19 protein-coding genes are annotated in these 23,832 nt (G+C 72.4%); 12 read left to right on the top strand and 7 right to left on the bottom strand.

What is annotated here, in order from left to right:
• Positions 1 to 88: 88 nt before the first annotated feature.
• Positions 89 to 928, bottom strand: coding sequence for a diacylglycerol kinase family protein (locus tag ACWDD7_RS00400; protein ID WP_450455380.1), 840 nt, complete (start codon positions 926 to 928; stop codon positions 89 to 91).
• Positions 929 to 1,125: 197 nt separating this feature from the next.
• Between ACWDD7_RS00400 and ACWDD7_RS00395 the strand changes: the two genes are divergently transcribed.
• Both ACWDD7_RS00395 and ACWDD7_RS00390 read left to right on the top strand, forming a co-directional pair.
• A complete protein-coding gene (locus tag ACWDD7_RS00395) occupies positions 1,126 to 2,409 on the top strand; it encodes an adenylosuccinate synthase (RefSeq protein ID WP_351869195.1) in 1,284 nt (427 codons plus the stop codon).
• Positions 2,410 to 2,631: 222 nt separating this feature from the next.
• A complete protein-coding gene (locus ACWDD7_RS00390; protein ID WP_450455379.1) occupies positions 2,632 to 4,452 on the top strand; it encodes a bifunctional metallophosphatase/5'-nucleotidase in 1,821 nt (606 codons plus the stop codon).
• 103 nt (positions 4,453 to 4,555) lie between these two features.
• Here ACWDD7_RS00390 and ACWDD7_RS00385 read toward each other — a convergent pair whose 3' ends face one another.
• From ACWDD7_RS00385 to ACWDD7_RS00375, 3 genes are all read right to left on the bottom strand, one after another.
• Positions 4,556 to 5,206, bottom strand: coding sequence for a hypothetical protein (locus ACWDD7_RS00385; protein WP_351869200.1), 651 nt, complete (start codon positions 5,204 to 5,206; stop codon positions 4,556 to 4,558).
• Between the two features lie 75 nt (positions 5,207 to 5,281).
• Entirely contained in the window at positions 5,282 to 5,980 is a 699-nt protein-coding gene (locus ACWDD7_RS00380; protein WP_450455377.1) for a GntR family transcriptional regulator, read from the bottom strand.
• A 131-nt stretch (positions 5,981 to 6,111) separates the two neighbouring features.
• Entirely contained in the window at positions 6,112 to 7,467 is a 1,356-nt protein-coding gene (locus ACWDD7_RS00375) for an aspartate aminotransferase family protein (RefSeq protein ID WP_351869206.1), read from the bottom strand.
• A 210-nt stretch (positions 7,468 to 7,677) separates the two neighbouring features.
• On the opposite strand from ACWDD7_RS00375, the gene ACWDD7_RS00370 reads away from it, so the two are divergent.
• Both ACWDD7_RS00370 and ACWDD7_RS00365 read left to right on the top strand, forming a co-directional pair.
• Positions 7,678 to 9,576, top strand: a complete 1,899-nt coding sequence (locus ACWDD7_RS00370; RefSeq protein WP_450455833.1) for a serine/threonine-protein kinase — start codon at positions 7,678 to 7,680, stop codon at positions 9,574 to 9,576.
• A 141-nt stretch (positions 9,577 to 9,717) separates the two neighbouring features.
• Positions 9,718 to 11,247 carry a substrate-binding domain-containing protein gene (locus ACWDD7_RS00365; protein WP_450455375.1) on the top strand — a complete coding sequence of 510 codons (1,530 nt, stop codon included), beginning with the start codon at positions 9,718 to 9,720 and terminating at the stop codon, positions 11,245 to 11,247.
• A gap of 85 nt (positions 11,248 to 11,332) precedes the next feature.
• Here ACWDD7_RS00365 and ACWDD7_RS00360 read toward each other — a convergent pair whose 3' ends face one another.
• Complete coding sequence (locus ACWDD7_RS00360; protein ID WP_351869212.1) at positions 11,333 to 12,094, bottom strand: SLATT domain-containing protein; 762 nt, start codon at positions 12,092 to 12,094, stop codon at positions 11,333 to 11,335.
• 236 nt (positions 12,095 to 12,330) lie between these two features.
• Here ACWDD7_RS00360 and ACWDD7_RS00355 point away from each other — a divergent pair, with 236 nt between their 5' ends.
• From ACWDD7_RS00355 to ACWDD7_RS00325, 7 genes are all read left to right on the top strand, one after another.
• Entirely contained in the window at positions 12,331 to 12,675 is a 345-nt protein-coding gene (locus ACWDD7_RS00355; RefSeq protein ID WP_351869215.1) for a YbaB/EbfC family nucleoid-associated protein, read from the top strand.
• A gap of 51 nt (positions 12,676 to 12,726) precedes the next feature.
• Positions 12,727 to 13,326 (top strand): recombination mediator RecR, encoded by a 600-nt coding sequence (gene recR, locus ACWDD7_RS00350; protein ID WP_450455374.1) that lies wholly within the window; start codon positions 12,727 to 12,729, stop codon positions 13,324 to 13,326.
• Positions 13,319 to 13,981 (top strand): DUF5063 domain-containing protein, encoded by a 663-nt coding sequence (locus ACWDD7_RS00345; protein WP_351869221.1) that lies wholly within the window; start codon positions 13,319 to 13,321, stop codon positions 13,979 to 13,981. Before recR ends, ACWDD7_RS00345 begins: the two co-directional genes overlap by 8 nt.
• A 238-nt stretch (positions 13,982 to 14,219) precedes the next feature.
• Positions 14,220 to 15,491 carry an aspartate kinase gene (locus tag ACWDD7_RS00340; protein WP_285556958.1) on the top strand — a complete coding sequence of 424 codons (1,272 nt, stop codon included), beginning with the start codon at positions 14,220 to 14,222 and terminating at the stop codon, positions 15,489 to 15,491.
• Positions 15,488 to 16,543, top strand: coding sequence for an aspartate-semialdehyde dehydrogenase (locus ACWDD7_RS00335; protein WP_450455371.1), 1,056 nt, complete (start codon positions 15,488 to 15,490; stop codon positions 16,541 to 16,543). Before ACWDD7_RS00340 ends, ACWDD7_RS00335 begins: the two co-directional genes overlap by 4 nt.
• 314 nt (positions 16,544 to 16,857) lie before the next feature.
• A complete protein-coding gene (locus ACWDD7_RS00330) occupies positions 16,858 to 17,535 on the top strand; it encodes a SigE family RNA polymerase sigma factor (RefSeq protein ID WP_351869228.1) in 678 nt (225 codons plus the stop codon).
• Between the two features lie 58 nt (positions 17,536 to 17,593).
• Complete coding sequence (locus ACWDD7_RS00325) at positions 17,594 to 18,802, top strand: hypothetical protein (protein WP_450455369.1); 1,209 nt, start codon at positions 17,594 to 17,596, stop codon at positions 18,800 to 18,802.
• Between the two features lie 61 nt (positions 18,803 to 18,863).
• Here the strand turns inward: ACWDD7_RS00325 and ACWDD7_RS00320 are convergent, their stop codons facing one another.
• Positions 18,864 to 19,652: an SURF1 family protein gene (locus ACWDD7_RS00320; RefSeq protein WP_450455831.1), complete on the bottom strand. Its 789-nt coding sequence runs from the start codon at positions 19,650 to 19,652 to the stop codon at positions 18,864 to 18,866.
• Between the two features lie 447 nt (positions 19,653 to 20,099).
• Between ACWDD7_RS00320 and ACWDD7_RS00315 the strand changes: the two genes are divergently transcribed.
• Complete coding sequence (locus ACWDD7_RS00315) at positions 20,100 to 21,872, top strand: prolyl oligopeptidase family serine peptidase (RefSeq protein WP_450455830.1); 1,773 nt, start codon at positions 20,100 to 20,102, stop codon at positions 21,870 to 21,872.
• An 81-nt stretch (positions 21,873 to 21,953) separates the two neighbouring features.
• Here ACWDD7_RS00315 and ACWDD7_RS00310 read toward each other — a convergent pair whose 3' ends face one another.
• On the bottom strand, positions 21,954 to 23,750 hold the full coding sequence (locus tag ACWDD7_RS00310) for an NAD-binding protein (RefSeq protein WP_450455829.1): 1,797 nt from the start codon (positions 23,748 to 23,750) through the stop codon (positions 21,954 to 21,956).
• Between the last annotated feature and the right edge of the window lie 82 nt (positions 23,751 to 23,832).

The following is a 23,832-nucleotide window of genomic DNA, read 5'->3' as shown; positions in this document are numbered from 1 at the left end:
AGCAGGATGCTGGACGACCGGTAGGCACGGGAAGGGGTCGGCACGGTTAAATATTTGTCACTAGACCATTGGAGGGAGGCGTGAGGAGTCAGTCGTGGGCGGGCAGCACCAGCGCCCACGCCCCCTCGGCCACCCGCCACGTGCGGCGCCGTACCGGGCCCGTCACCTTCGTGTCGGCGCGGTAGTGGAAGTCGGGGCCGGTGACCGTGACCGTGCGCCCCGAGGCCCGCAGGGGCGTCGCCTCCGCGCCCACGGAGAGGGGATGGACCGTCAGTTCCGCCAGGCCGCCGGTGGCCGGGGCCAGGGAGAGGGACTCCACCGGCTGGTCCAGGTCCACCAGGGTGTCGCCGTCGACCTCCACCCGCAGCCGGGTGGGGCCGGGGGCGGGTATCGCGGACAGCCGGGTCGGGCGCGGGCTCAGGGTGCGCACCAGGGACCGGTACCAGGGGCGGGCGGCGGCCGCCATCGGCGCCGGGGCGGGCGCCCGCACCGGGGCCGAGGGGATGGCCAGCCCGCTGAGGACCAGCCCGTCGCTCTCGTCGGCCAGCAGATCCAGCCGGCGCTCCTCGCCGTCCAGCACCGCCCGCGCGGCCGCCACCGCCCCCGTCGGCACCCCCAGGGACCGCGCCAGGGCCAGCGCCTCGCCCACCGGGACCACCGACAGCACACATCCGGCCAGTTCCCGCTCCCGGTGCAGCAGGGTCACCGCCCGTATCAGGGCCGTGTCGTCGCCCACCACCACCGGACGGCGGGAACCCCTACGGCCCAGTGCCCGCGCGAATTCCTCGGGCCCCTCCGGGAGACAGACCTTGGCCGCCGCACCCGCGCTGAGCACGTCTTTCGCGATCCGTACGGACTCCCCGTCCGTCTGCCGTGCCCCCGGATCGATGATCACCAGCAGCTCATCGGACGTCGCGAAAGTCGCCACCTCGGTCCTGCCTCGCTTCCTCGGGTAGCATCTTTGTGCAAGAGCCCCTTGCGCTATTGCGCCAGGGGCTTCGTCTATTCCGGGGCATCCGGTCCGACGGTTGTGCGGCCAACGGCGGTCGCGGTGGCACGCGGCGGTGAACCTTACGCCCACGCCCCTGACCTTGGACATGCCCCGCCCGGAAGGGGTGTACGCGCGTGCCCGCACTTGTGCTGCTCGGTGCTCAGTGGGGTGACGAGGGCAAGGGGAAGGCCACCGACCTGCTCGGTGGATCAGTGGATTATGTGGTGCGATACCAGGGCGGCAACAACGCCGGCCACACGGTCGTCGTCGGCGACCAGAAGTACGCACTCCACCTCCTGCCCTCCGGCATCCTCTCTCCCGGATGCACGCCTGTCATCGGCAACGGTGTCGTCGTCGACCCCTCGGTCCTGCTCTCCGAGCTGAGCGGTCTGAACGAGCGGGGCGTCGACACCTCCAAGCTCCTCATCAGCGGCAACGCGCACGTCATCACGCCGTACAACGTCACGGTCGACAAGGTGACGGAACGCTTCCTCGGCAAGCGGAAGATCGGCACGACCGGGCGCGGCATCGGCCCCACCTACGCGGACAAGATCAACCGTGTGGGCATCCGGGTCCAGGACCTGTACGACGAGTCGATCCTCCAGCAGAAGGTGGAGGCGGCGCTCGACGTCAAGAACCAGGTCCTCACCAAGCTCTACAACCGCCGCGCCATCACCGCCGACCAGGTGGTCGAGGAGCTGCTGGGCTACGCCGAGCAGCTCAAGCCGTACGTCGCCGACACCGTGCTGATCCTCAACCAGGCCCTGGAGGAGGACAAGGTCGTGCTGTTCGAGGGCGGCCAGGGCACGCTGCTCGACATCGACCACGGCACGTACCCCTTCGTCACCTCCTCCAACCCGACCGCGGGCGGCGCCTGCACCGGTTCGGGCGTGGGTCCGACGAAGATCAGCCGGGTCATCGGCATCCTCAAGGCGTACACCACCCGTGTCGGCGCCGGTCCGTTCCCGACCGAGCTGTTGGACGAGGACGGCGAGGCGCTGCGCCGGATCGGCGGCGAGCGCGGTGTGACCACCGGCCGTGACCGCCGTTGCGGCTGGTTCGACGCGGTCATCGCGCGGTACGCGACCCGGGTGAACGGCCTCACCGACTTCTTCCTCACCAAGCTGGACGTCCTCACCGGCTGGGAGCAGATCCCGGTCTGCGTGGCGTACGAGATCGATGGCAAGCGGGTCGAGGAACTGCCCTACTCGCAGAGCGACTTCCACCACGCGAAGCCGGTCTACGAGAACTTGCCGGGCTGGTCCGAGGACATCACCAAGGCGAAGACCTTCGCGGAGCTGCCGAAGAACGCGCAGAACTACGTGAAGGCGCTGGAGGAGATGTCCGGCGCCCCGATCTCCGCGATCGGCGTGGGCCCGGGCCGGGACGAGACGATCGAGGTCAACTCCTTCCTGTAAGCCGGAATTCGGCTCGGCTTCACCGTGCGGCAGCGCCCGCCGGTTCCGCCCTCGGGCGGGGCCGGCGGGCGCTTTCGCATTTCGGCCAACATGACTCATCCTTGACCTGGACATGGTCATTTCCTGGTTTGCGGCGATGAGGGGCACGAGCACGATCTACGCGGGTAGCCTCCGCATGGAACGACCCTCTGCTCGCGCCAACTCCACTCTCAGGAGCCTTGAATGACCCACAGTCCCATGAACCGCCGGGAGTTCGTGAAGAAGTCGGCCGTCACCGGCGCCGCCGTCGCCGCGGCGGGCACGGTGGGCAGCGGCACCGCCGAGGCGGCCGAGACCGGTCACTCCGGAAGGGCGCCGCGCACCTGGTCGTTCTCCATCCTGGGCACCACCGACCTGCACAGCCACGTCTTCGACTGGGACTACTACGCGGACGCGCCCTACAAGGACAAGAAGGGCAACTCCGTGGGCGTCGCCCGCGTCGCCACCCTCATCAAGCAGCAGCGCGAGGCCAAGGGCGAGCACCGGGTGCTGCTGGTCGACGCCGGCGACATCATCCAGGGCACCTCCCTCGCCTACTACTTCGCCCGGGTCGACCCGATCACCGGTACCGACGGCGAGAGGGGCCCCAAGCACCCGATGGCCGTCGCCATGAACCACATGCGCTACGACGCCGCCGCGCTCGGCAACCACGAGTTCAACTACGGCATCGACACGCTGCGCAAGTTCGAGGACCAGTGCGACTTCCCGCTGCTCGGCGCGAACGCCCTGCACGCGACCTCGCTGCGGCCCGCCTTCCAGCCGTACACCGTCAAGCGCATCAAGGTCCCCGGCGCCCCCGACATCAAGGTCGGCATCCTCGGCCTGACCAACCCCGGCATCGCGATCTGGGACAAGGACAACGTCGGCGGCAAGCTGGTCTTCCCCGGCCTGGTCGAGCAGGCGAAGAAGTACGTGCCGCGGCTGCGCGCGCTCGGCTGTGACGTCGTCTTCCTGACCGACCACTCCGGCCTGGACGGCTCGTCCTCGTGGGGCGACGCGCTCCCCTACATCGAGAACGCGTCCAACCTGGTCGCCGAGCAGGTCCCGGGCATCGACGCGATCCTCGTGGGCCACACCCACGTCGAGGTGCCGTCGTACACCGTCAAGAACGAGGAGACCGGCGAGGACGTCCTGCTGTCCGAGCCGTACTGCTGGGGCTACCGCCTCAGCGTCTTCGACTTCGAGCTGGAACTCCACCACGGCCAGTGGAAGGTGACGAGCAAGAAGGCGCAGACCCTCAACCCCAACGGGGTGGACGAGGACCCGGAGATCAAGGAGCTCCTGGAGGCCGACCACGAGCTGGTGGTGAAGTACGTCAACACCCCGGTCGGCACCTGCACGACGGACCTCTCGGCGGCGGAGTCCTGCTGGAAGGACGCGCCGATCATGGACTTCATCCACAAGGTCCAGACCGAGACGGTCAAGGCCGGCCTCTCCGCGGCCGACGCCGCCCTCCCGCTGATCTCGGTCGCGGCGCCCTTCAGCCGCACCGCCGACATCCCGCAGGGCAACGTCACCATCAGGGACATCGCCGGGCTCTACATCTACGACAACACGCTCTACGGCAAGAAGCTCACGGGCGCCCAGCTGAAGGACTACCTGGAGTTCGCGGCCAAGTACTACCACCAGGTGCCGGCGGGCACGCAGGTCGACACCGAGACGCTGACGAACGCCAACAGCTTCTGGGACTACATGTACGACACGGCGGCCGGCGTCGACTACGACATCGACATCGCCCAGCCCGAGGGCTCCCGCATCAAGAACCTCAGCTACAACGGCGCCCCCGTCGCCGACGACCAGGTCTTCGTGGTCGCCGTCAACAACTACCGCGCCAACGGTGGCTCGGGTTACCCGCACATCGCCACGGCGGAGATCGCGTACAGCTCCACCAACGAGATCCGCCAGCTGATGATCGACTACGTCACCGCGAAGAAGTCCCTCGACCCGGCCGACTTCGCGGTCAGCAACTGGAAGCTGACCCAGGCGGGCACGCCGGTCTTCTAGCCGCCGCTCCGCCGCTCCGCCTGCCCGCCCACCCGTCTCGCCCGGTCGAGGGGGTGGGCGGTCGGCGTCCGCGGCCGGCGCCGGCGGGCCGGGCACGCCCCGGTCAGCTGAAGACGATCATCGAGCCCTGCGCCAGCGAGCGCGTCGCGGCGGCGTGCAGGCCCAGCCAGACGTGGCGTTCGCGGGAGAAGGGGTTGGGGTCGTAGGGGGTGGGGGCGGCCGGTTCCTCCAGTTCGGTGGGGGCCGCGGGAGGTGCGGGGGGCGCCGGAGGGTTGGCGGGGTCGATGCCGATGGCCGGGGCGACGTACTGGAGCTCGCGCAGCAGCGCCTGGGCGGAGCCCAAGGGGCCGCCGCCCGCGAGGAGTTGTTCGTCGGACAGCGGGTGCGGGAAGTCGACCGGGACGTAGGCGCCCGCGTGGTCGTAGTGCCACACGAGGTGCGACTGCTGGGCCGTGGACTCGAACATCTCCAGCAACTGCTCGTAGTCCCCGCCGAGTTCGTCCACCGGCGTCACGGGCAGCCCGCAGACCTGGAGGAGATAGGCGCGGCGCAGGAAGTGCAGGGCGTCGTAGTCGAATCCGGCGACCGGGGCGACCTCGCCGGACAGGCCCGGCATGTACTGGTACACCGGCACCGGCGGCAGCCCCGCCGCGGTCAGCGCGTGGTTGTAGTGCGCGAGTTCCTCGGCGAACGGGTTGTCCGGCGTGTGGCACAACACGTCGACGAGCGGTACCAGCCACAGGTCACAGGCCAAAGAGAGCTCCTCACACGGAGAGGTGGTCTGGGAAGCGTAATCCGTGCACGTGAGCTCCCATACCCCCACGTCCGCTCAGCTATCGGACAGGTTCTCCAGCAGCGCCAAAGAGTGCGCGTTGGCCTCGGCGACCAGGGCGCGGGCCGCCTCCGCGTCGCGCCGCGCCAGGGCCTCGACCAGCTCCGTGTGCCCCGCCCACAGCCGGCCACGCAGATCGGGGAGGAGGCGCAGGTACTGGACCACGCAGACCCAGGCCCGCACCCGCAGCCGGTGCAGGAAGTCGCCGAGGTAGGGGTTGCCGAACAGGACGCCGAGCTCGCGCCAGAAGCGCAGGTCGTAGCCGATCAGGACGGTGAGGTCGCCCGCGGCGGCGGCGCGCTGGGCCTCCTCGCCGCGGCGGCGCACGGTCGCGAGCATCGCGCGGGTGAGCGGGTCCTCGGGCGGGGTGCAGAAGGCCGGGTGGCCCGCGGCGAGGGACTGGAACATGCCGTCCGTGACCAGGTTGCGGGCCTCGATCATGTGCCGGTAGTCGGCGAGCGAGTACTCGGGCACGCGGAAGCCGCGGTGCTGGTCGGCCTCCAGGATGCCCTGCGCGGACAGGTCGACCAGCGCCTCGCGTACGGGGGTGGCGGAGACGCCGTACTGCTCGGCGATCTCCTTCACGGTGAACGCCCGGCCGGGCAGCAGCCGACCCGCCAGCACCTCGTCACGGAGCGCGTCCGCGATCTGCTGGCGCAGGGTGCTGCGGGTGACGATGCCGCCGTTGCCGGGCATGGCCGGATTCTCCTCACGCGTGTGGGTGACGTGCTCGCACACATGGCCAAACTCTTTCGAGTCTTACGAGCACGTCACCTTACGCGTCCCGGCTTTACGGTCGGCAGCGCCGAACCGATTGCGCCGGGTGCTTACGCCGTGTACTCGTCGGCGACGGACAGTGCGGCGTCGAGCGCGGCCAGGCCCTCCTTCAGCTCGGCCTCGCTCGTGTTGCACGGCGGCACCACGTGGGTGCGGTTCATGTTCACGAACGGCCACAGGCCGTGCTTCTTGGCCGCGGCGGCGAAGGCGGCCATCGGCGCGTTCGCCTCACCGGCCGCGTTGTACGGCACCAGGGGCTCGCGCGTCTCCCGGTCCCTGACCAGCTCCAGCGCCCAGAACATGCCCACGCCGCGGACGTCGCCCACGCTCGGGTGGCGCGCGGCCAGCTCCGCGAGACCCGGCGCGAGCACCGTCTCGCCGAGCCGCTTGGCGTTCTCCACGACGCCCTCCTCGGCCATCACGTTGATGGTGGCGACGGCGGCGGCGCAGGCCAGCGGGTGCCCGGAGTAGGTGAGACCGCCCGGGTAGGGACGCTTGCCGAAGGTCTCCGCGATCCTCCCCGAGACGGCGACGCCGCCGAGCGGCACGTAGCCGGAGTTCACGCCCTTGGCGAAGGTCATCAGGTCCGGTACGACGTCGAACAGATCGGCCGCGAACCACTCGCCGGTACGGCCGAATCCGGCCATGACCTCGTCCAGGACGAAGACGATGCCGTACTTGTCGCACAGCTCCCGCACCCCGGCGAGGTAACCGGGCGGCGGCACCATGATCCCGGCCGTGCCGGGGATGGTCTCCAGGATGATCGCGGCGATGGTGCCGGGACCCTCGAAGGCGATCGTCGTCTCCAGGTGCTCCAGCGCCCGCGCGGTCTCCTGCTCCTCCGTCTCGGCGTAGAAGCGGGAGCGGTAGAGGAACGGCGCCCAGAAGTGCACGACGCCGCTGGTGCCGTTGTCGGAGGGCCAGCGGCGGGGGTCGCCGGTGAGGTTCACGGCCTGCTGGGTGCCGCCGTGGTACGAGCGGTACGCCGAGAGCACCTTCGGGCGGCCGGTGTGCAGCCGGGCCATGCGCACCGCGTGCTCCACGGCGTCGGCGCCGGCGTTGGTGAAGAAGATCTTGTCCAGGTCGCCGGGGGTCCGCTCGGCGATCAGCCGGGCCGCCTCCGAGCGCGCCTCGATGGCGAACGCGGGCGCGAAGGTGGTCATCTTCGCCGCCTGCTCCTGGATGGCCGCGACGACCTTGGGGTGCTGGTAGCCGATGTTGGTGTAGACGAGCCCGCTGGTGAAGTCCAGGTAGCGCGTGCCGTCGTAGTCCCAGAAGTACGACCCCTCGGCGCCGGCGACGGCGAGCGGGTCGATGAGGTCCTGGGCGGACCAGGAGTGGAAGACGTGCGCACGGTCCGCGGCCTTCACTGCGGCGCCGGCTCCGGGATTGGGCTGAGGGGTCATGCGGGCGAGCGTAAATGTCCGGGATACGGACGGGGTATCGGCGTCCTGTTCCGTGGGTGGGCCCAATCCGCGACAGGTTGTCGACATTAAGTCGGGCGGGGGCGTGAAGCCTGTTACGGAACCGTGGACGGCGGGGCCTCCGGCACCTTGTACGACCGGATTATTCTCGGGCCGTTGCGACAGCTGACGGGGCGGGAAGGGCGGGCGGTCATGGAGGAACTCGGGCCTGGGGACCCCCAGAAGATCGGCGGATACCGGCTGCTGGCGCGACTGGGCGCGGGCGGCATGGGCATGGTGTACCTGGCCCGCTCGGACCGGGGCCGTACGGTCGCCGTGAAGCTGGTCCGCGAGGAGCTGGCGGCGCGGGAGGAGTTCCGGGCGCGGTTCCGGCGCGAGGTGGAGGCGGCGCGGCGGGTCGGCGGGTACTGGACCGCGCCGGTCCTGGACGCGGACACCGGGGCGGCGGTGCCGTGGGTGGCCACGGGGTACGTGGCCGGGCCCAGCCTCCAGCAGGTCGTCGGGCACGACCACGGGGCGCTGCCCGAGCGCTCGGTGCGGATTCTCGCCGCCGGGCTCGCGCACGCGCTGAAGGACATCCACGCGGCCGGGATCGTGCACCGGGACCTGAAGCCGTCCAACGTGCTGGTGACCATCGACGGGCCACGCGTGATCGACTTCGGCATCGCCCGCGCCCTGGAGACGGGCACGGCGGGCGGCGAGGGGCTCACCGTGACCGGGTCGCTGGTCGGCTCGCCCGGGTTCATGGCGCCCGAGCAGGTGCGGGGGGACCGGGTCACGCCGGCGTGCGACGTGTTCTCGCTCGGGTCGGTGCTGACGTACGCGGCGACCGGCAGGATGCCGTTCGGGAGCGCCGGCAGCGGGGTGCACGCGCTGATGTTCCGCATCGCCCAGGAGGAGCCGGACCTGGCGGGCGTGCCGGAGGGCATCGCCGACCTGGTACGGGAGTGCCTGCGCAAGGACCCGGCGGCGCGGCCCGCGCTGGACGCGGTGCTGGAGCGCACGGGGGCGCAGGACACGGTCCTGGACGGCCGCTCCCGGGACCCGTGGCTGCCGGGGGCGCTGGTGGCCCAACTGGGGCGGCACGCCGTGGGGTTGCTGGAGGTGGAGGAGCCGGAGACGGGGGTCGCGGGGCTCGGCGGCGGCCCTGGTGCGCAGGGACCGCCGTCGGCGGCTTCTCGCGGGTCGGGCGCGGCGGCTGCCGCCGGGGGCGACGGCCGGTCGCCCGAGCACGCGGCCGTCTCCGACGGGGGAGGGCCGGACGCGGCGGGGCGGAGCGCGGCCGGCGCCGAGCGGTCGCCGGCGGCGGGGGACGCGCCGCTGCCCGTGACGGCTCCGGGGACGTACGGGTACCCGCAGGCGCAGCCGCATCCCCAGCAGGCCTTCCAGCCGCCGTACTTCGCGCAGGGCGCCGCTTCCGCGCCGGCCCCGCGGACCTTCGGGTACGGGTACCCCCAGCAGCCGTACCAGCCGTACCCGCCGTACGACGCGGAACCCGAGCCCGAGCGGCGCAGCGGGCGGTCCACGGCGCTGCTCGTCGTGATCGCGGTGATCGTCGCGCTGGGAGCGGGCGGGTCGGTGTACGCGCTGCTCAACAGCGGGGTCGGCGGGAAGGGGAGCGGTGCGGCCGGGCCCGCGCCGGCCTCCGGCTCCGCGTCGCCGACCGGTTCCGGGGAACGCGGCCCGGGGCCCGGCTCGCCGTCTCCCTCGGCCTCGCCCTCCTCCTCGGCCGCCGGGGCCGTCCCGGACGCCTATCTCGGCACCTGGACGGCGACCATCGACAACGCGAGCGGCGCCAACACCCGCCGGCTCACCATCCGGCAGGGCGAGGTGGGGGACAGCGTGCTGACGCTGGTCGCGGAGGGGCCGGCGGACGGCGGGGGGTCGTACCGCTGCGTGTTCGAGGCCGATCTCAGCCAGGAGCCGGGCAGCGGGGGGCCGTTGGAGATCGGGCCGTCCACCGTGACCAGCGGCAGGCCCGCCTCCTCCTGCACGCCCGGCGATCCGACCGAGGTCAGCCTGCTGTCGGACGGGCGGTTGCGGCGGGCGCAGCCGGGGGGCGGGGAGAGCCTGACGTACACCCGGCAGTGACCGGATGACGACGGCCGACCCGCTTGTTCCCAGCGTTGGTTGAACGCGCGGCGAACTTCCGCGAACGTGTCCGGTTCGTCCTCTTGCCCGCGCGTACCGTTGCTGCCCCATCCGGCTCCGGGGAGTTGCGGGGGCACCCACATGGAGTGGCTGAGCGCGGAGAACATCGTCGCCGTCGGTACGGCGCTGCTGGGCATCGTCGCGTCCGCGGGCATGGTCTGGTACGAGCGCCGGGTGCCGCGGCGCAAGAGGATCGGCTACCGCGTCCAGATGGACAACGCCATAGGCGACGACGTGCGGTCGGGCCGGGCCAACCGGCGGCTCGGGCTGTTCGACGAGGTGCCGGGCATGTCGGACGCCACGCTGGTGCTGCTGCGCGTCGAGAACGACGGCTCGCTGGGCATCGACCGCGCCGACTACACCGGTCCCGAGGACCACGGCCTCACCGCGGTGTTCACGGACCGCACGGTGCGCGGGGTCTCGGTGACGCAGCCGAGCGACACCGGCCATCTGATGGACCACTTCGCCGCCGAGCGCGGCTTCGGCTACCAGGGCAACACCCTGCGCATCCCGCCCGTCCCGCTGAACAAGGGCGACCACTTCAAGCTGCTGGTGCTGCTCACCGGCGGGGACGTGGGCCGGGAGATACGGCTGATCGGCGGTATCCGGGACGGCGAGGTCCACCCCAACCGCAGCGCGACGCCGGACGACAAGCCGCCGCTGTTCAGCCGGGCCTCGCGGAGCATCACCATCATGCTCACGGTGTGCGTGGTGACCCTGGCGGCGATCGTGGTGGCCCGGGACGACACCCCGCCGCCGATCGGCTGCGAGAAGGGGACCCTGACGGTGATCGGGTCGACCGCGTTCGAGCCGGTGACGGAGGAGGTGGCGAGGAAGTACGAGAAGGACTGCGAGGGCGCCACCATCACGGTGGACGCGCACGGATCGACCGCGGGGACACGGGAGTTGGCCGCTCAGGGGGCGGCGCACAAGGGTCAGGGCTCGCCGGCGGTCGTCGCCCTGTCCGACGGGCCCCGGCCCGACGACCTCTCCCCGCTGCGGGAGAACCGGGTGGCGTTGTCGGTCTTCGCGCTCGTCCTCAACGACGACGTGGGGCTGCGGAACCTGTCCACGGACGACGTGCGCCGGCTGTACGCGGGGGAGGTCTCCGACTGGTCGCAGCTGGGCGGGCGTCCACTGCCGGTGCACCTGGTCAGCCGGGACGCCAACTCCGGGACGCGGCAGGTGTTCCAGCGGCGGGTGCTCGGCGGGAGCGAGATGGCGAACACGTCGGTCGACTGTGTGCACAAGGACTACCCCTCGGCGCCGGTGACGCGGTGCGAACTCGACTCCACGGACCAGGTGCTGGCCGAGGTCGCCCGGCTGCCCGGCGCGATCGGGTACAGCGAGTTGAACCGCGCCGACGACGCGAAGGGCCTGCGCGTGCTCAGCCTCGACGGGGACGCGCCGTCGGTGGACGCGATCGAGCACGGCCACAGCCGGTACCCCTACCGGGAGATCGAGTACGCCTACACCTACGGCCGGCCGCCGGCCGACTCCCTGGTCTCCAGCTTCCTGACCTATCTGACGCGGGGGAACGGGCAGGACATCATCCGCACGCACGGGCACGTGCCGTGCTGGACGCCGGAGGGGCTGAAGCTGTGCGCCTGACGGCCGTCATCCGGCCGCGGGCCCGCCGTGGCTCGTCACGCGGCGCGGAGTAGCCGGCCCCGTCGGCTCCGCGCCGCGGCCGCGCTCACCGCGGCTCCGGCGGCCGCTGCCTCGGCATGTTCGGCCGTGCCCCGCCCCCCGGCGGCAGCGGGAAGCGGCCCCCCGGGAGCCCCCCCTCCTGCCCCGCCGCCTCCTGGCGGGGGACGTACGCCACCGCCTGGATCCCCAGCGGGGCCGTGCCCGTCCGGAACGCCACCATCCAGTCGGCCGTCTCCGCCCGGACCAGCTCCGTGACGTCCTCCGAGAAGCGCCGCAGCAGCAGCACGCACCGCTCCGCCGCCTCGCTCGCCGTCCCCTCCGCGGGCCCCAGCACCTCCCGCATCCCCTCCACCGCCCAGTCGAACTGGAGCGCCTGCAACCGCCGCTGCACCGCCTGCGCCGTCGCCACGTCCCGCATCCAGCCCGACGTCACCCCGAAGTACCGGTCGGCGCCCGCGCACGCGGCCGTGAGGAGCAGGGCCAGGCACCCCCACGGCGCCACGCCCGCCACCACCCCCGTCAGATCCAGCAGCGGCAGCGCCGCCCCGGTCACCGCCCCCGCCGCGGCCCCGGCCCGCAGCACCCGTGCCCCGCGCCGCTTCCACACCCGGTCCCGCAGATACCAGTCCGCCGTCCGCAGCGCCCCGTGCTCCACCCACCGGTACAGCTCGTCCAGCCGCTCGCCGGGTTCGCCCCAGTCGCCGGGCGGCAGCGCACGCCCGGTCAGATCACCCGGCCGGGGTCCGGCCGGGCCCTCGCCCGGCCCGTCCTGGGGCGGCCCCTCGGGCTGCATCTCCGGCTGACCCACCCGGCACTCCCTACTGATCGCGACCGGTCACGTAGCGTGACATCCCCTGCCGACGTGCGCCACCCTTCCTACCGCCCAACGGGTGGCCCGGTCGTGACTTCCCCGGCTTTTCCGCCCGGAAGAGGGTCTTGATCAGGTATAGATCCGCCATCTCTGTCACTCGAAAGAGTGGCGGTGTGGTGGCCGTCCGGACCACGTAGGCTCGTGCCAAGAAGAAAGACGTAGAGGAGCTGATCGTGATCCCCGGTGGTGGCCAGCCCAACATGCAGCAGCTGCTCCAGCAGGCCCAGAAGATGCAGCAGGATCTGCAGCGGGCCCAGGAGGAACTGGCGAACACGGAGGTCGACGGGCAGGCGGGTGGCGGCCTGGTCAGGGCCACCGTGACCGGCGCCGGTGAGCTGCGCGGCCTGAAGATCGACCCCGAGGCGGTGGACCCGCAGGACACCGAGACCCTCGCCGACCTGATCGTGGCGGCCGTCCAGGCGGCCAACGAGAACGCGCAGGCGCTCCAGCAGCAGAAGCTCGGCCCCCTGGCCCAGGGCCTGGGCGGCGGTACGGGCATCCCCGGTCTGCCGTTCTGACCCCGGTCCAACTAGCGTACGTACCGAAAGGTCTCCAGGAAGGGCAGTCCGTTGTACGAAGGCGTGGTCCAGGACCTCATCGACGAACTGGGGCGGTTGCCCGGCGTCGGTCCCAAGAGCGCGCAGCGGATCGCCTTCCACGTCCTACAGGCCGATCCGACGGACGTGAAGCGGCTCGCGCAGGCGCTCCTGGAGGTCAAGGCGAAGGTCCGCTTCTGCGCGACGTGCGGCAATGTCGCGCAGGAGGAACTGTGCACCATCTGCCGCGACCCGCGCCGCGACCCCTCGGTGATCTGCGTCGTGGAGGAACCGAAGGACGTCGTCGCGGTCGAGCGCACCCGCGAGTTCCGCGGCCGCTACCACGTGCTCGGCGGGGCCATCAGCCCCATCGAGGGAGTGGGCCCCGACGACCTGCGTATACGAGAACTTCTCGCGCGGTTGGCCGACGGGACGGTCACGGAGCTGATCCTGGCCACCGATCCGAATCTTGAGGGCGAGGCGACGGCCACGTACCTCGCGCGCATGATCAAGCCCATGGGCCTGAAGGTCACCCGCCTGGCCAGCGGCCTCCCGGTGGGTGGCGACCTGGAATACGCGGACGAGGTGACCCTCGGCCGCGCCTTCGAGGGGAGAAGACTCCTAGATGTCTGACGCCACGCTGCACGCCACGTCGCACAACCCCGACGACTTCGCGGTACAGGTCGCCGACCAGATCGAGAGCTTCCTGGTGGCCGTCACCGAGGTGGCGCGGGGTGACGAGCCCGGCTCGGCGGTCCCGTTCCTCCTGCTGGAGGTCTCCCAGCTGCTGCTGGCCGGCGGCCGGCTGGGCGCCCACGAGGACTTCGTCCCGGACGAGCGCTACGAGCCCGACCCGGGCCCGGAGCCGGACGTGGACGAGCTGCGCGAGAAGTTCGCCCGGCTGCTGGAGCCCGTCGACGTCTACTCCGAGGTCTTCGACCCCTACGAGCCCCGCAAGGCGCCGGTGCCGGCCCGGATCTCCGACGACCTCGCCGACGTCATCACCGACCTGCGCCACGGCATGGCCCACTACAGCGCGGGCCGTACCACCGAGGCCCTGTGGTGGTGGCAGTTCTCCTACTTCTCCAACTGGGGCGCGACGGCCTCCGCCGTGCTGCGCGCCCTCCAGTCGGTCCTCATCCACGTCCGCCTCAACCAGCCCTTGGAGGAGCTGGACGGCCTGGACACCGACCAGCCCCCCATGGGCGACGAGACCCTGGAGTTCGAGGCGGGCCGCGTGATGGCCGAGGAGATCGGCGGACCGCTGGGGATCCGGCCCGGTTCGTGACGCGGGGACCGGTACGGCCACGGGTGTGAGCCGGGGACCGGTACGGCCGAGGGTGTGACCCGGGGCACGTTCCGCGTGGGCCGGCTCCGGGCGGGCAGGAGGCCCTGCGGAAGCGGGCGTCCGCGGTCCCGCCGGCCGGGGTCTCACCGGTCGATGTCTCACCATGCGGGAGCAGGGTGGTGGATTTCGGACGCTCGTTAGACTGAGCCGACACAAACGAACCGAGCGAGGAGCGCACGTGGGCCTTGTCGTGCAGAAGTACGGAGGCTCCTCCGTAGCCGATGCCGAGGGCATCAAGCGCGTCGCCAAGCGGATCGTGGAAGCGAAGAAGAACGGCAACCAGGTTGTCGTCGTCGTTTCCGCGATGGGCGACACGACGGACGAGTTGATCGATCTCGCCGCGCAGGTCTCTCCGATGCCTGCCGGGCGCGAATTCGACATGCTGCTGACCGCCGGAGAGCGGATCTCCATGGCGCTGCTGGCCATGGCGATCAAAAACCTGGGCCACGAGGCCCAGTCCTTCACCGGCAGCCAGGCCGGCGTCATCACCGACTCGGTGCACAACAAGGCCCGGATCATCGATGTCACGCCGGGCCGCATCCGGACCGCGCTGGACGAGGGCAACATCGCGATCGTCGCCGGTTTCCAGGGCGTCAGCGCCGACAAGAAGGACATCACCACGCTCGGCCGCGGTGGCTCCGACACCACGGCCGTTGCCCTCGCCGCGGCCCTCGACGCCGAGGTCTGCGAGATCTACACCGACGTCGACGGCGTGTTCACCGCCGACCCGCGGGTGGTGAAGAAGGCGAAGAAGATCGACTGGATCTCCTTCGAGGACATGCTGGAGCTCGCGGCATCCGGCTCCAAGGTTCTGCTCCACCGCTGTGTGGAGTACGCCCGCCGCTACAACATCCCGATCCACGTCCGCTCCAGCTTCAGCGGATTGCAGGGCACGTGGGTCAGCAGTGAGCCGATTGGGGACAAGAAGGTGGAGCAGGCCATCATCTCCGGTGTCGCGCACGACACCTCCGAGGCCAAGATCACGGTCGTCGGCGTGCCGGACAAGCCGGGTGAGGCCGCCTCGATCTTCCGGGCCATCGCCGACGCGCAGATCAACATCGACATGGTCGTGCAGAACGTGTCCGCCGCCGCCACCGGCCTGACGGACATCTCCTTCACCCTGCCGAAGACCGAGGGCCGCAAGGCCATCGACGCCCTGGAGCGCAACCGTCCCGGCATCGGCTTCGACTCGCTGCGCTACGACGACCAGATCGGCAAGATCTCCCTGGTCGGCGCGGGCATGAAGACCAACCCGGGCGTCACCGCCGCGTTCTTCGAGGCGCTGTCCGACGCGGGCGTGAACATCGAGCTGATCTCGACCTCCGAGATCCGCATCTCGGTCGTCACCCGCAAGGACGATGTGCCGGAGGCCGTGCGCGCCGTGCACACCGCCTTCGGGCTCGACTCCGACACCGACGAGGCCGTCGTCTACGGAGGCACCGGCCGATGACCGCCAAGCCGACGCTCGCGGTCGTGGGAGCGACCGGAGTGGTCGGCCGGGTCATGCTCCAGATCCTGTCCCAGCGCGCGGACATCTGGGGCGAGATCCGTCTGTTCGCCTCCCCCCGCACGGCCGGCCGCAAGGTGACCGTGCGCGGGGTGGAGGTCGAGGTCGCGGCCCTGACCGAGGACGCCTTCGCCGGGGTCGACATCGCCCTGTTCGACGTGCCGGAAGAGGTCGCCGCCGCGTGGGTGCCGGTCGCCGTCGCCTCCGGTGCCGTGGTCGTGGACAACTCCGGCGCCTTCCGCGCCGACCCGGACGTGCCCCTGGTGGTGCCCGAGGTCAACGCGCACCGGGCGCGCAACCGCCCGCGCGGCATCATCGCCAACCCCGGCGCCACCACCCTCACGATGATCGTCGCCCTCGGCGCACTGCACGCCGAGTACGGGCTGCGCGAGCTGGTGGTCTCCTCGTACCAGGCGGTGAGCGAGGCCGGCCGGGCCGGGGTGGACACGCTGCGGACCCAGCTGTCCCTGGTCGCCGGCACCGAGCTGGGCACCGCGCCGGGGGACGTACGACGGGTCGTGGGCGACGCCACCGGTCCGTTCCCGGAGCCGGTCGCGCTGAACGTCGTGCCGTGGGCCGGCACCGCGGCCGAGGACGGCTGGTCCTCGGAGGAGCTGCGGCTGCGCGACGAGTCCCGCCGGATCCTGTCGCTGCCCGGCCTGCCGGTCGCCGCGACCTGTGTCCGGGTGCCGGTGGTCACCACCCACTCCCTCACGGTCCACGCCCGCTTCCAGGGGGTGGCCGGCGTCGACGGCGCCCGCGAGATCCTCGCCACCGCGCCCGGCGTGGTGCTGTGCGACGACGCGGCGGCCGGCGAGTTCCCGACCCCCGCCGACGTGGTGGGCACCGACCCCACCTGGGTGGGCCGGGTGCGGCAGGCGCTGGACGATCCGACCGCGCTCGAACTCTTCGTCTGCGGCGACAACATGCGCAAGGGCGCCGCACTGAACCTCGTCCAGATCGCGGAACTGGTCGCCCAGGAGTCCGCCGGGTGAGCCGTGCGACCGCTTTGTAGGATCTGTGTGCGAAGTGTGTCCGGCGGGATGGTCCAAACCGCTTGAGCCGCCCCTCTCGGCGACAGAAGATGTGCCTCCCCGCTCTCCGCAACCGCGCGGAGGGCGGGGAGCGTCTTTGCGGTCACTCTTCGGGGCGTGGGGGCGTCGTGAGCGGACCGGGCGCGGGATGCCCCGTCCCACATCGGACATAGGGGAAGAGCGGGACGCATGACGGCACTTGAGGCACCGCCGGATGTCGCACATGTGACGCCCGGCGCGTACAACCCTGGCGGGGTCAGACGTGTCCAACTGGCGTGGCAGAGGTACTGGAACTCACCGGGGCGCGCGGCACCGCGGCCCTACGGCCGCCGCGTGCGGCGCTGCGTCCCCGCACGCCCGGCGGCATGCCGGTGATCGCGCCCATGCCAGCCGCGCGGCCCGCCCGCATACCCGGTCAGCGTGACGGCGCCGACGACACCGCGGTCACGGAGGCCGTCACCGGCACCACCGTGGACCACCTCACCGAGACCTACCGGGCGCACTACCGCTCGCTGCTGGGCCTCGCGGCACTCCTCCTCGACGACACGGCCTCCTGCGAGGACGTCGTCCAGGAGGCCTTCATCCGGGTCCACTCGGCGCGCAAACGCGTCCGCGACCCGCAGAAGACCCTCGCCTACCTCCGGCAGACGGTCGTCAACCTCTCCCGCTCCACGCTGCGTCGGCGCATCCTGGGCCTCAAGCTGCTGTCCAAGCCGATGCCGGACATGGCGAGCGCGGAGGAGGGCGCGTACGACCAGCTGGAGCGCCGCGACCTCATCAAGGCGATGAAGGGACTGCAGCGCCGCCAGCGCGAGGTCCTGGTCCTGCGCTACTTCGCGGACATGACCGAGGCCCAGGTCGCCGAGACGCTCGGCGTCTCCCTGGGCTCGGTGAAGGCGTACGGTTCGCGCGGCATCGCCGCACTGCGGGTGGCCATGGAGCAGTTGTCATGACCTACCGCCCCCACCGCATCGCCACGACCACACCTCACCGCACGCTGGGAACGAAACTGTGAACCACGGCCCCGACGACAGGAGCACCGAGGGGCTCGGACCCGAACGAGACCCGGAGCGGGCCGACTTCACCGGCTCCCGCGACTCGCGGGGTTCCCAGGGCTCCTTCGACGCATGGGAGTCGGGCTCCGAGGGCCTGAACCCGGCCTCCGGCGGGCCCGGTTCGGCGGCCGAGGGGGAGTGGCTCGCCCCGACGCTCGGGGGGCTCGGGTCGGACGAGGCGGCGGTGCGGCGGATGCTGCACTCCGCGGTCGACGGCATCGAGCCGGGCGCGGGCACGCTGGAGCATCTGCGCCGCGCGGTCCCCGCGCGGCGGGCCCGCAAGCGCCAGGCGGCCGTGGGCATGGCCGCGGCGGCCCTGTTCCTCGGTACGGCGATCCCGGCGCTCGTCCATGTCTCCGATTCCGGCGGCGGCTCCGACCCGGACACCGCGATGGCCGGCCAGTCCTCGCAGGCGCAGTCCGGCACCGGGCACGACAAGGACCGGGGCGGCCCGGCGAGCGGCGGCCGGGAGGCACCGGGCGGGGCGGGCCGGCCCGGCAGGGGTCCCGACAAGCCCGGCGACAAGGGCCGGAGCGACGCGGGCGGCACCGGTACCGCCGGCGGCGCGGACCCCTCGGCCACCCTGGCCACGGGCGTCCCGGCGTGCACGCCGGCCGAGCTGGGCTCCGCCACGGGCAGCGCGGCCGCGCCGGACTCCACGGGGATCGTGTACGGCACGTTCCGCGTCACCAACGTCTCCTCCCATGCCTGCGCGGTCAGCGCCGCCGGCACGGTGAGCGCGAGTGCGCAGGGCGCGGCGGACCCCGCGAAGATCGCCGTCGTACGGCATGCGGCGGGCGACGCGGCGACGGGCCTGCCCGACCCCTCCCAGGAGGTCGCGAGCCTGGTCCTCCAGCCCGGCGCGGCCTACCAGGAGAAGTTCGCCTTCGTCCCCTCCGAGACCTGCCCCGCCTCCGGCGGCACGACCGGCGGCACGACCGGCGGCGGCCCCACCCCCGATCCGACCCCGAGCGCGACCGACGGCACGGCCGACGTCGCGAACTCCTCCGGCGCCACGCCCCAGCTGGGCACGGCGGACGTGGCGGCCGACGGGAGCGTCCTGGTCACCCACACCGCCGCCTCCGGCGGGCCCACGGCGGCCGCGAAGGTACCGGGGGAGTGCGCGGGGACGGTGTACTACACGGGGATGCTGGCGGACATGTAGGGGAAGGGTGCGGCAGCCGTGCCGCACCCGCGCGGGCGGCCCTGCCGCCCGGGGCGCGGGCTCAGCCGGAGACCGTCACCGGCTCCGAGTCCTCCGGCGCCAGGCCCAGCGCGGCGTCCCGTGCCGCCTCGACCTCCCGCCGCAGCAGCCGGAACCACATGAACACCGTGAATCCGGCGAACACGAACCACTCCCCGGTGTACCCGAGGTTCTGGAACGCCTTCAGATCGAGCCCGGTGCCGTCCGGCGCCGACGCCGGCACCGCCTTCATCCCGGCATCCGCCTTGTCCAGCGTCACCCATGCGTCGTACAGCCGATCCGGCACCAGGTTGACCAACGACGCCGAACTGATCGCCGCGGTCTGGTCCGACGGCAGTCCTCCCTGCGCGCTGACCCCGTTGTCCCCCGGTGTCTCGGACGCCTGCAACGCGCCGACGACGGTCACCTCACCCCGCGGCGCCGCGGGCGCCTTCCCCGCGGCCGCCTTCCCGGGCAGCCACCCCCGCACCACGGGCAGCGACTTCCCGGAATCGGTCCGCAGCAGCGTGAGGACGTAGAACCCGTTCTTCCCGTCGAGCTGCCGACCGGGCACGAGCAGCTGCGTCCCGTACCGCCCGTGTGCCGACACCCGCCGCCCGGACGTCGCCTTGTTCACCGGCAGCATCGAATCCAGTGGCCGCGCCGCCTCGGAGCCGTCGGACGCGGCCTGCCGGTTCGCGGCGTGTTCCTCCTGCACCCGCCCCTCGAACCGGCTCAGCTGCCAGGACCCCATGAAGATGCAGAAGGGGATGGCGAGCAGCACGAAGACGTTGATGCCCCACCAGCGCGGAGTCAGCAGAAACCGGTACACGCCCTCCACGGTACGGCGCCCGCCCGGCCACCCCGCCGCCGGGGCGCCCCGGTCGGCGTACGTACCGGGCTCGTCGTACACCCGCGCGTCCCGCGCGAAGTGGTCGCGTACGACCCTGGAGCCGGTCGCGTCGTACACGTCGCTGGTGACGAAGGCCGCACGCTCGGGCCCGCCCAGGAGGGGGTGTCGAGGCCGAGGTGGCACCGGAGGCGCAACAGCGTCCTGCCGGTGACGTCGCTCACCTCGGCGGTCTCGAAGTCCCGCAGTACGTCGGGGCGGGCGCGGCCGTCGACGGGGCGCTCTGCGTACTCATGGTGCGAAAGTTATCCACAGGCTGTGCCCACCCGCCACACAATTGTCGCCGCGGCCAGGCAGTATGGGCGCATGACTGGGGCCAAGACTGAGAGCACGACGCCGAGCGCACCGCAGACGCCGGGCAGCGCGGACATGCCGGACTGGGAGAAGAGGTTCCGGGCACCGCGGGTGTCCCTGCCCGACTGGGCCGAGGACGCACCCGACCGCTCGCTGTTCGTGTCGAACGCGACGGGGACGTACGAGCTGTACGCGTGGGACCGCGCCACGGGCGAGCAGCGCCAGGCCACCGACCGGCCGAACGGCACGACGGACGGCACGCTCTCCCCCGACGGCGCCTGGATCTGGTGGTTCGACGACAAGGACGGCGACGAGTTCGGCATCTGGCGCCGCCAGCCCTTCACCGGCGGCGCCGACGAACCGGCCGTCCCGGGCCTCGCCCCCTCCTACCCGGCCGGCCTCGCCCTGGGCCGCGACGGCCGCACCGCCGTCGTCGGCCGCTCCACGGACGAGGACGGTACGACGATCCACCTGGCCCGCGCGGGCGCGGACCCGGTCGAGATCTACCGGCACCGCGAGTCGGCGGGCGTCGGCGACCTCTCGCACGACGGCTCCCTGATCGCCATCGAGCACACCGAGCACGGCGACGCCATGCACGCGGCGCTGCGCGTGCTGCGCCCGGACGGCTCGACGGTCGCCGAGCTGGACGACACCAAGGGCGGCTCCGAGGAGCTGGGTCTGGAGGTGCTGGGCTTCGCCCCGGTCGACGGTGACACCCGGCTGCTGATCGGGCACCAGCGCCGCGGCCGCTGGGAGCCGCTGGTGTGGGACGTCGCCACGGGGGAGGAGACGGACCTCGCCCTGGAGCTGCCCGGTGACGTCAGCGCCGAGTGGTACCCGGACGGCTCGGGCCTGCTGATCGCGCACGGTTTCGAGGCCCGCAGCGAGCTGTTCCGGTACGACCTGGCGAGCCGCGAGCTGACCCGCGTCCCCACCCCGCCCGGCACGGTCTCCGGGGCGACGGCGCGGCCGGACGGCAGCGTGGAGTACCTGTGGTCGTCCGCCGCCGAGCCGTCGGCGGTGCGGTCCACCTCCGGCGGTGTGGTCCTGGACCCGCCCGGCATGACGTGCCCGCCGTCGGTGCCGGTGGAGGACGTGTGGGTGGAGGGCCCCGGCGGCCGCATCCACGCGCTGATCCAGAAGCCCGCGGGCGCGACCGGCCCCCTGCCGACCGTCTTCGACCTGCACGGCGGCCCGACGTGGCACGACAGCGACTCCTTCGCCTCGGGCCCGGCCGCCTGGGTCGACCACGGGTACGCGGTGGTCCGCGTCAACTACCGCGGCTCCACGGGGTACGGCCGCGCGTGGACCGACGCCCTCAAGCACCGGGTCGGCCTGATCGAGCTGGAGGACGTGGCGGCGGTCCGCGACTGGGCGGTCTCCTCGGGCCTAGCCGACCCCGAGCGGCTCGTCCTCACCGGCGGCTCCTGGGGCGGCTACCTCACCCTCCTCGGCCTCGGCACCCAGCCGGAGTCCTGGGCGGTGGGCATCGCGGTCGTCCCCGTCGCGGACTACGTCACGGCGTACCACGACGAGATGGAGGCCCTGAAGGCCATGGACCGCACCCTCCTCGGCGGCACCCCCGAGGAGGTCCCGGAGCGCTTCGAGGCGTCCTCCCCCCTCACCTATGTCGACCGCGTCAAGGCCCCCGTCTACATCTCCGCGGGCGTCAACGATCCCCGCTGCCCCATCCGCCAGATCGACAACTACGTCCACCGCCTCCGGGCCTGCGGCACCACCCACGAGGTCTACCGCTACGAGGCCGGCCACGGCTCCCTGGTCGTCGACGAGCGCATCAAGCAGGTGGCCCTGGAACTGGACTTCGCGCGGAGGCATCTCCCGGCCTGACGGCGCCCGGCCGCCCCGACTCGCCCACCGAACCCTCCGGCGTCTCCCGGAGGGGCCGGCGGCGAGGCCGGCGGTGGGGGGTCAGCGGAGGGCGGCCAGGCCCTGGCGGGTGATGGCGAGGACGACGCGGTCGGCCTTGGTCAGGACGTGGTCGGGGGGAGTGTCGGTGCGGCCGGCGAGGGCCAGGACCCGCCAGGCGCCGGGGCGGAAGGCGTCGCGCACCGTCCGGCCCTCCAGCATGGGATGACCGTCCACGTCGACCGCGGCGAACAGCAGCACCTGCCGCTCCACCGCGACCGCGCCGAGCACCTGCCGGCCGAGCATCGCCCCCGCGAACGCGGGCGCCGCCAGATGCGTCACGCTCCGGCTGCGGGTCAGCGCCCGCGGGTAGGCGGCGCGCAGGGTCCGGTACACCGCCGTGGCGAAGTCGTCGTCGTACAGCCGCAGCACCACCCGCAGATCCGGCCGCACCGTCCGCGCGTACAGCACCGCCTCCAGGTTCGTGGTGTCCGCGCTGGTCACGGCGAGCAGCGCCTGTGCCCGGTGGATCTTCGCGGACTCCAGCACCCCCTCCTGCGTGACGTCCCCGAGCACCACCGGCACCCGCAGCCGCCGCGCCGTCGCGAGCCCCCGCGCCTCGGGGTCGGACTCGACGCACACGACGGGCACGTTCAGCTCCCGCAGCCGCGTCAGCACCCGCGTGCCGATCTTGCCGAGCCCCAGCAGGACCACGTGCCCGCCGAGCCCCCGCGGCGGCTTCCGCAGCGAGGTGGCGGTACGGAACGTACCCAGTGCCTCCAGCACCGCGGCCAGCAGCACCGGCAGCAGCAGCAACCCGACCAGCGCGGAAAGGAGTTGGAGCAACTGGCGGCCGATCCCCGCGCCGAGCGCGGGGTCGTCGATGGCGAACATGTCGAGCAGCGTCAGATAGAAGGCCCGTACCGGGTGGATCCGGGTCACCGCCCACAGCGCGATCGCCAGCGCGAGCACACACCCCACCAGACCGGCCAGCGACCACCGCAGCCGCCGTGAGAACAGCGAGGCGAGCGACGAGACGAGGCCCACCCCGCGCCCCGGGGCCGCCGACTCAGGCCCGCCCGCCGTGGACACCTGCTCCAGCACGACGGCCGTGCGCCCGGCGGCCCCCCGTACCTCCTCGTCGTCGGGCAGCAGCCGCGGCTGATCCCCGCCGGCGACACCGGCGGGGTCGCTCACCGACAGCAGGGCCAGGGTGTGCAGCCCGGAGTCGGCCGGCAGCGGCCGCTCCACCGCGCGCAGCAGCAGTCCCTCGGTCTGTACGACCTTGCTGGTGCCCGCGAGTGCGGTCGCGGCCAGCGCCGGCGCCGCGGTGTCGGCGTCGGACAGCACCGTGGTGGACGCCTCCCGGCCCCCGTCGTCCCCGCCCGCGTACGCCAACGCGGCCGCCTGGTCGAGGAGTTCCTCGATGTGCTGGCCGAGTCGCCGGTTGTAGAGTCGCAGGACCAGCCGCAGCCGGGGATTGAGACGGCGCGCGGTCAGCGCGGCGCGGATGTTGGTCTCGTCGTCGTCGTGCACGAGCGCGAGCGCGGTCGCCCGCGCCACCCCGGCCTCGGCGAGCACCGCCTCCGTCAGCTCCACGGCCTCCAGCACGGGTTCGCCGCCCGCGGTGCCGGCCGCGGTCGCCGCGCCCGGCGCCCCCGGCACGACGGGGCGGACGCCGACCGTCGCGTTGACCACCCGGTCCAGCAGCGCCGCCGACGCGGCCCGCGCCCGGCCGACCACCGGTGGTCTCGCCGCCCGCTCGCTCGGCGGCACCACCAGGGTGACCTGCTCGCCGTACACCCCGCGCAACTCGGCCGCCAGCCGGTGCGCAAGCCCGTCGTCCCCGCACACCACCATGTGGGGTGCGCCGGGTCCCCCTTGAAACGGAACGCTCGCCACGAGGGGAAAGACTGCCTCAGGAAGAAGACCGGTTCCACAG

The sequence above is a fragment of the Streptomyces sp. NPDC001056 genome, from assembly GCF_053598955.1.
Note: the sequence above shows the minus strand (reverse complement) of the source record. Positions and strands in the feature narration are given on the sequence as shown.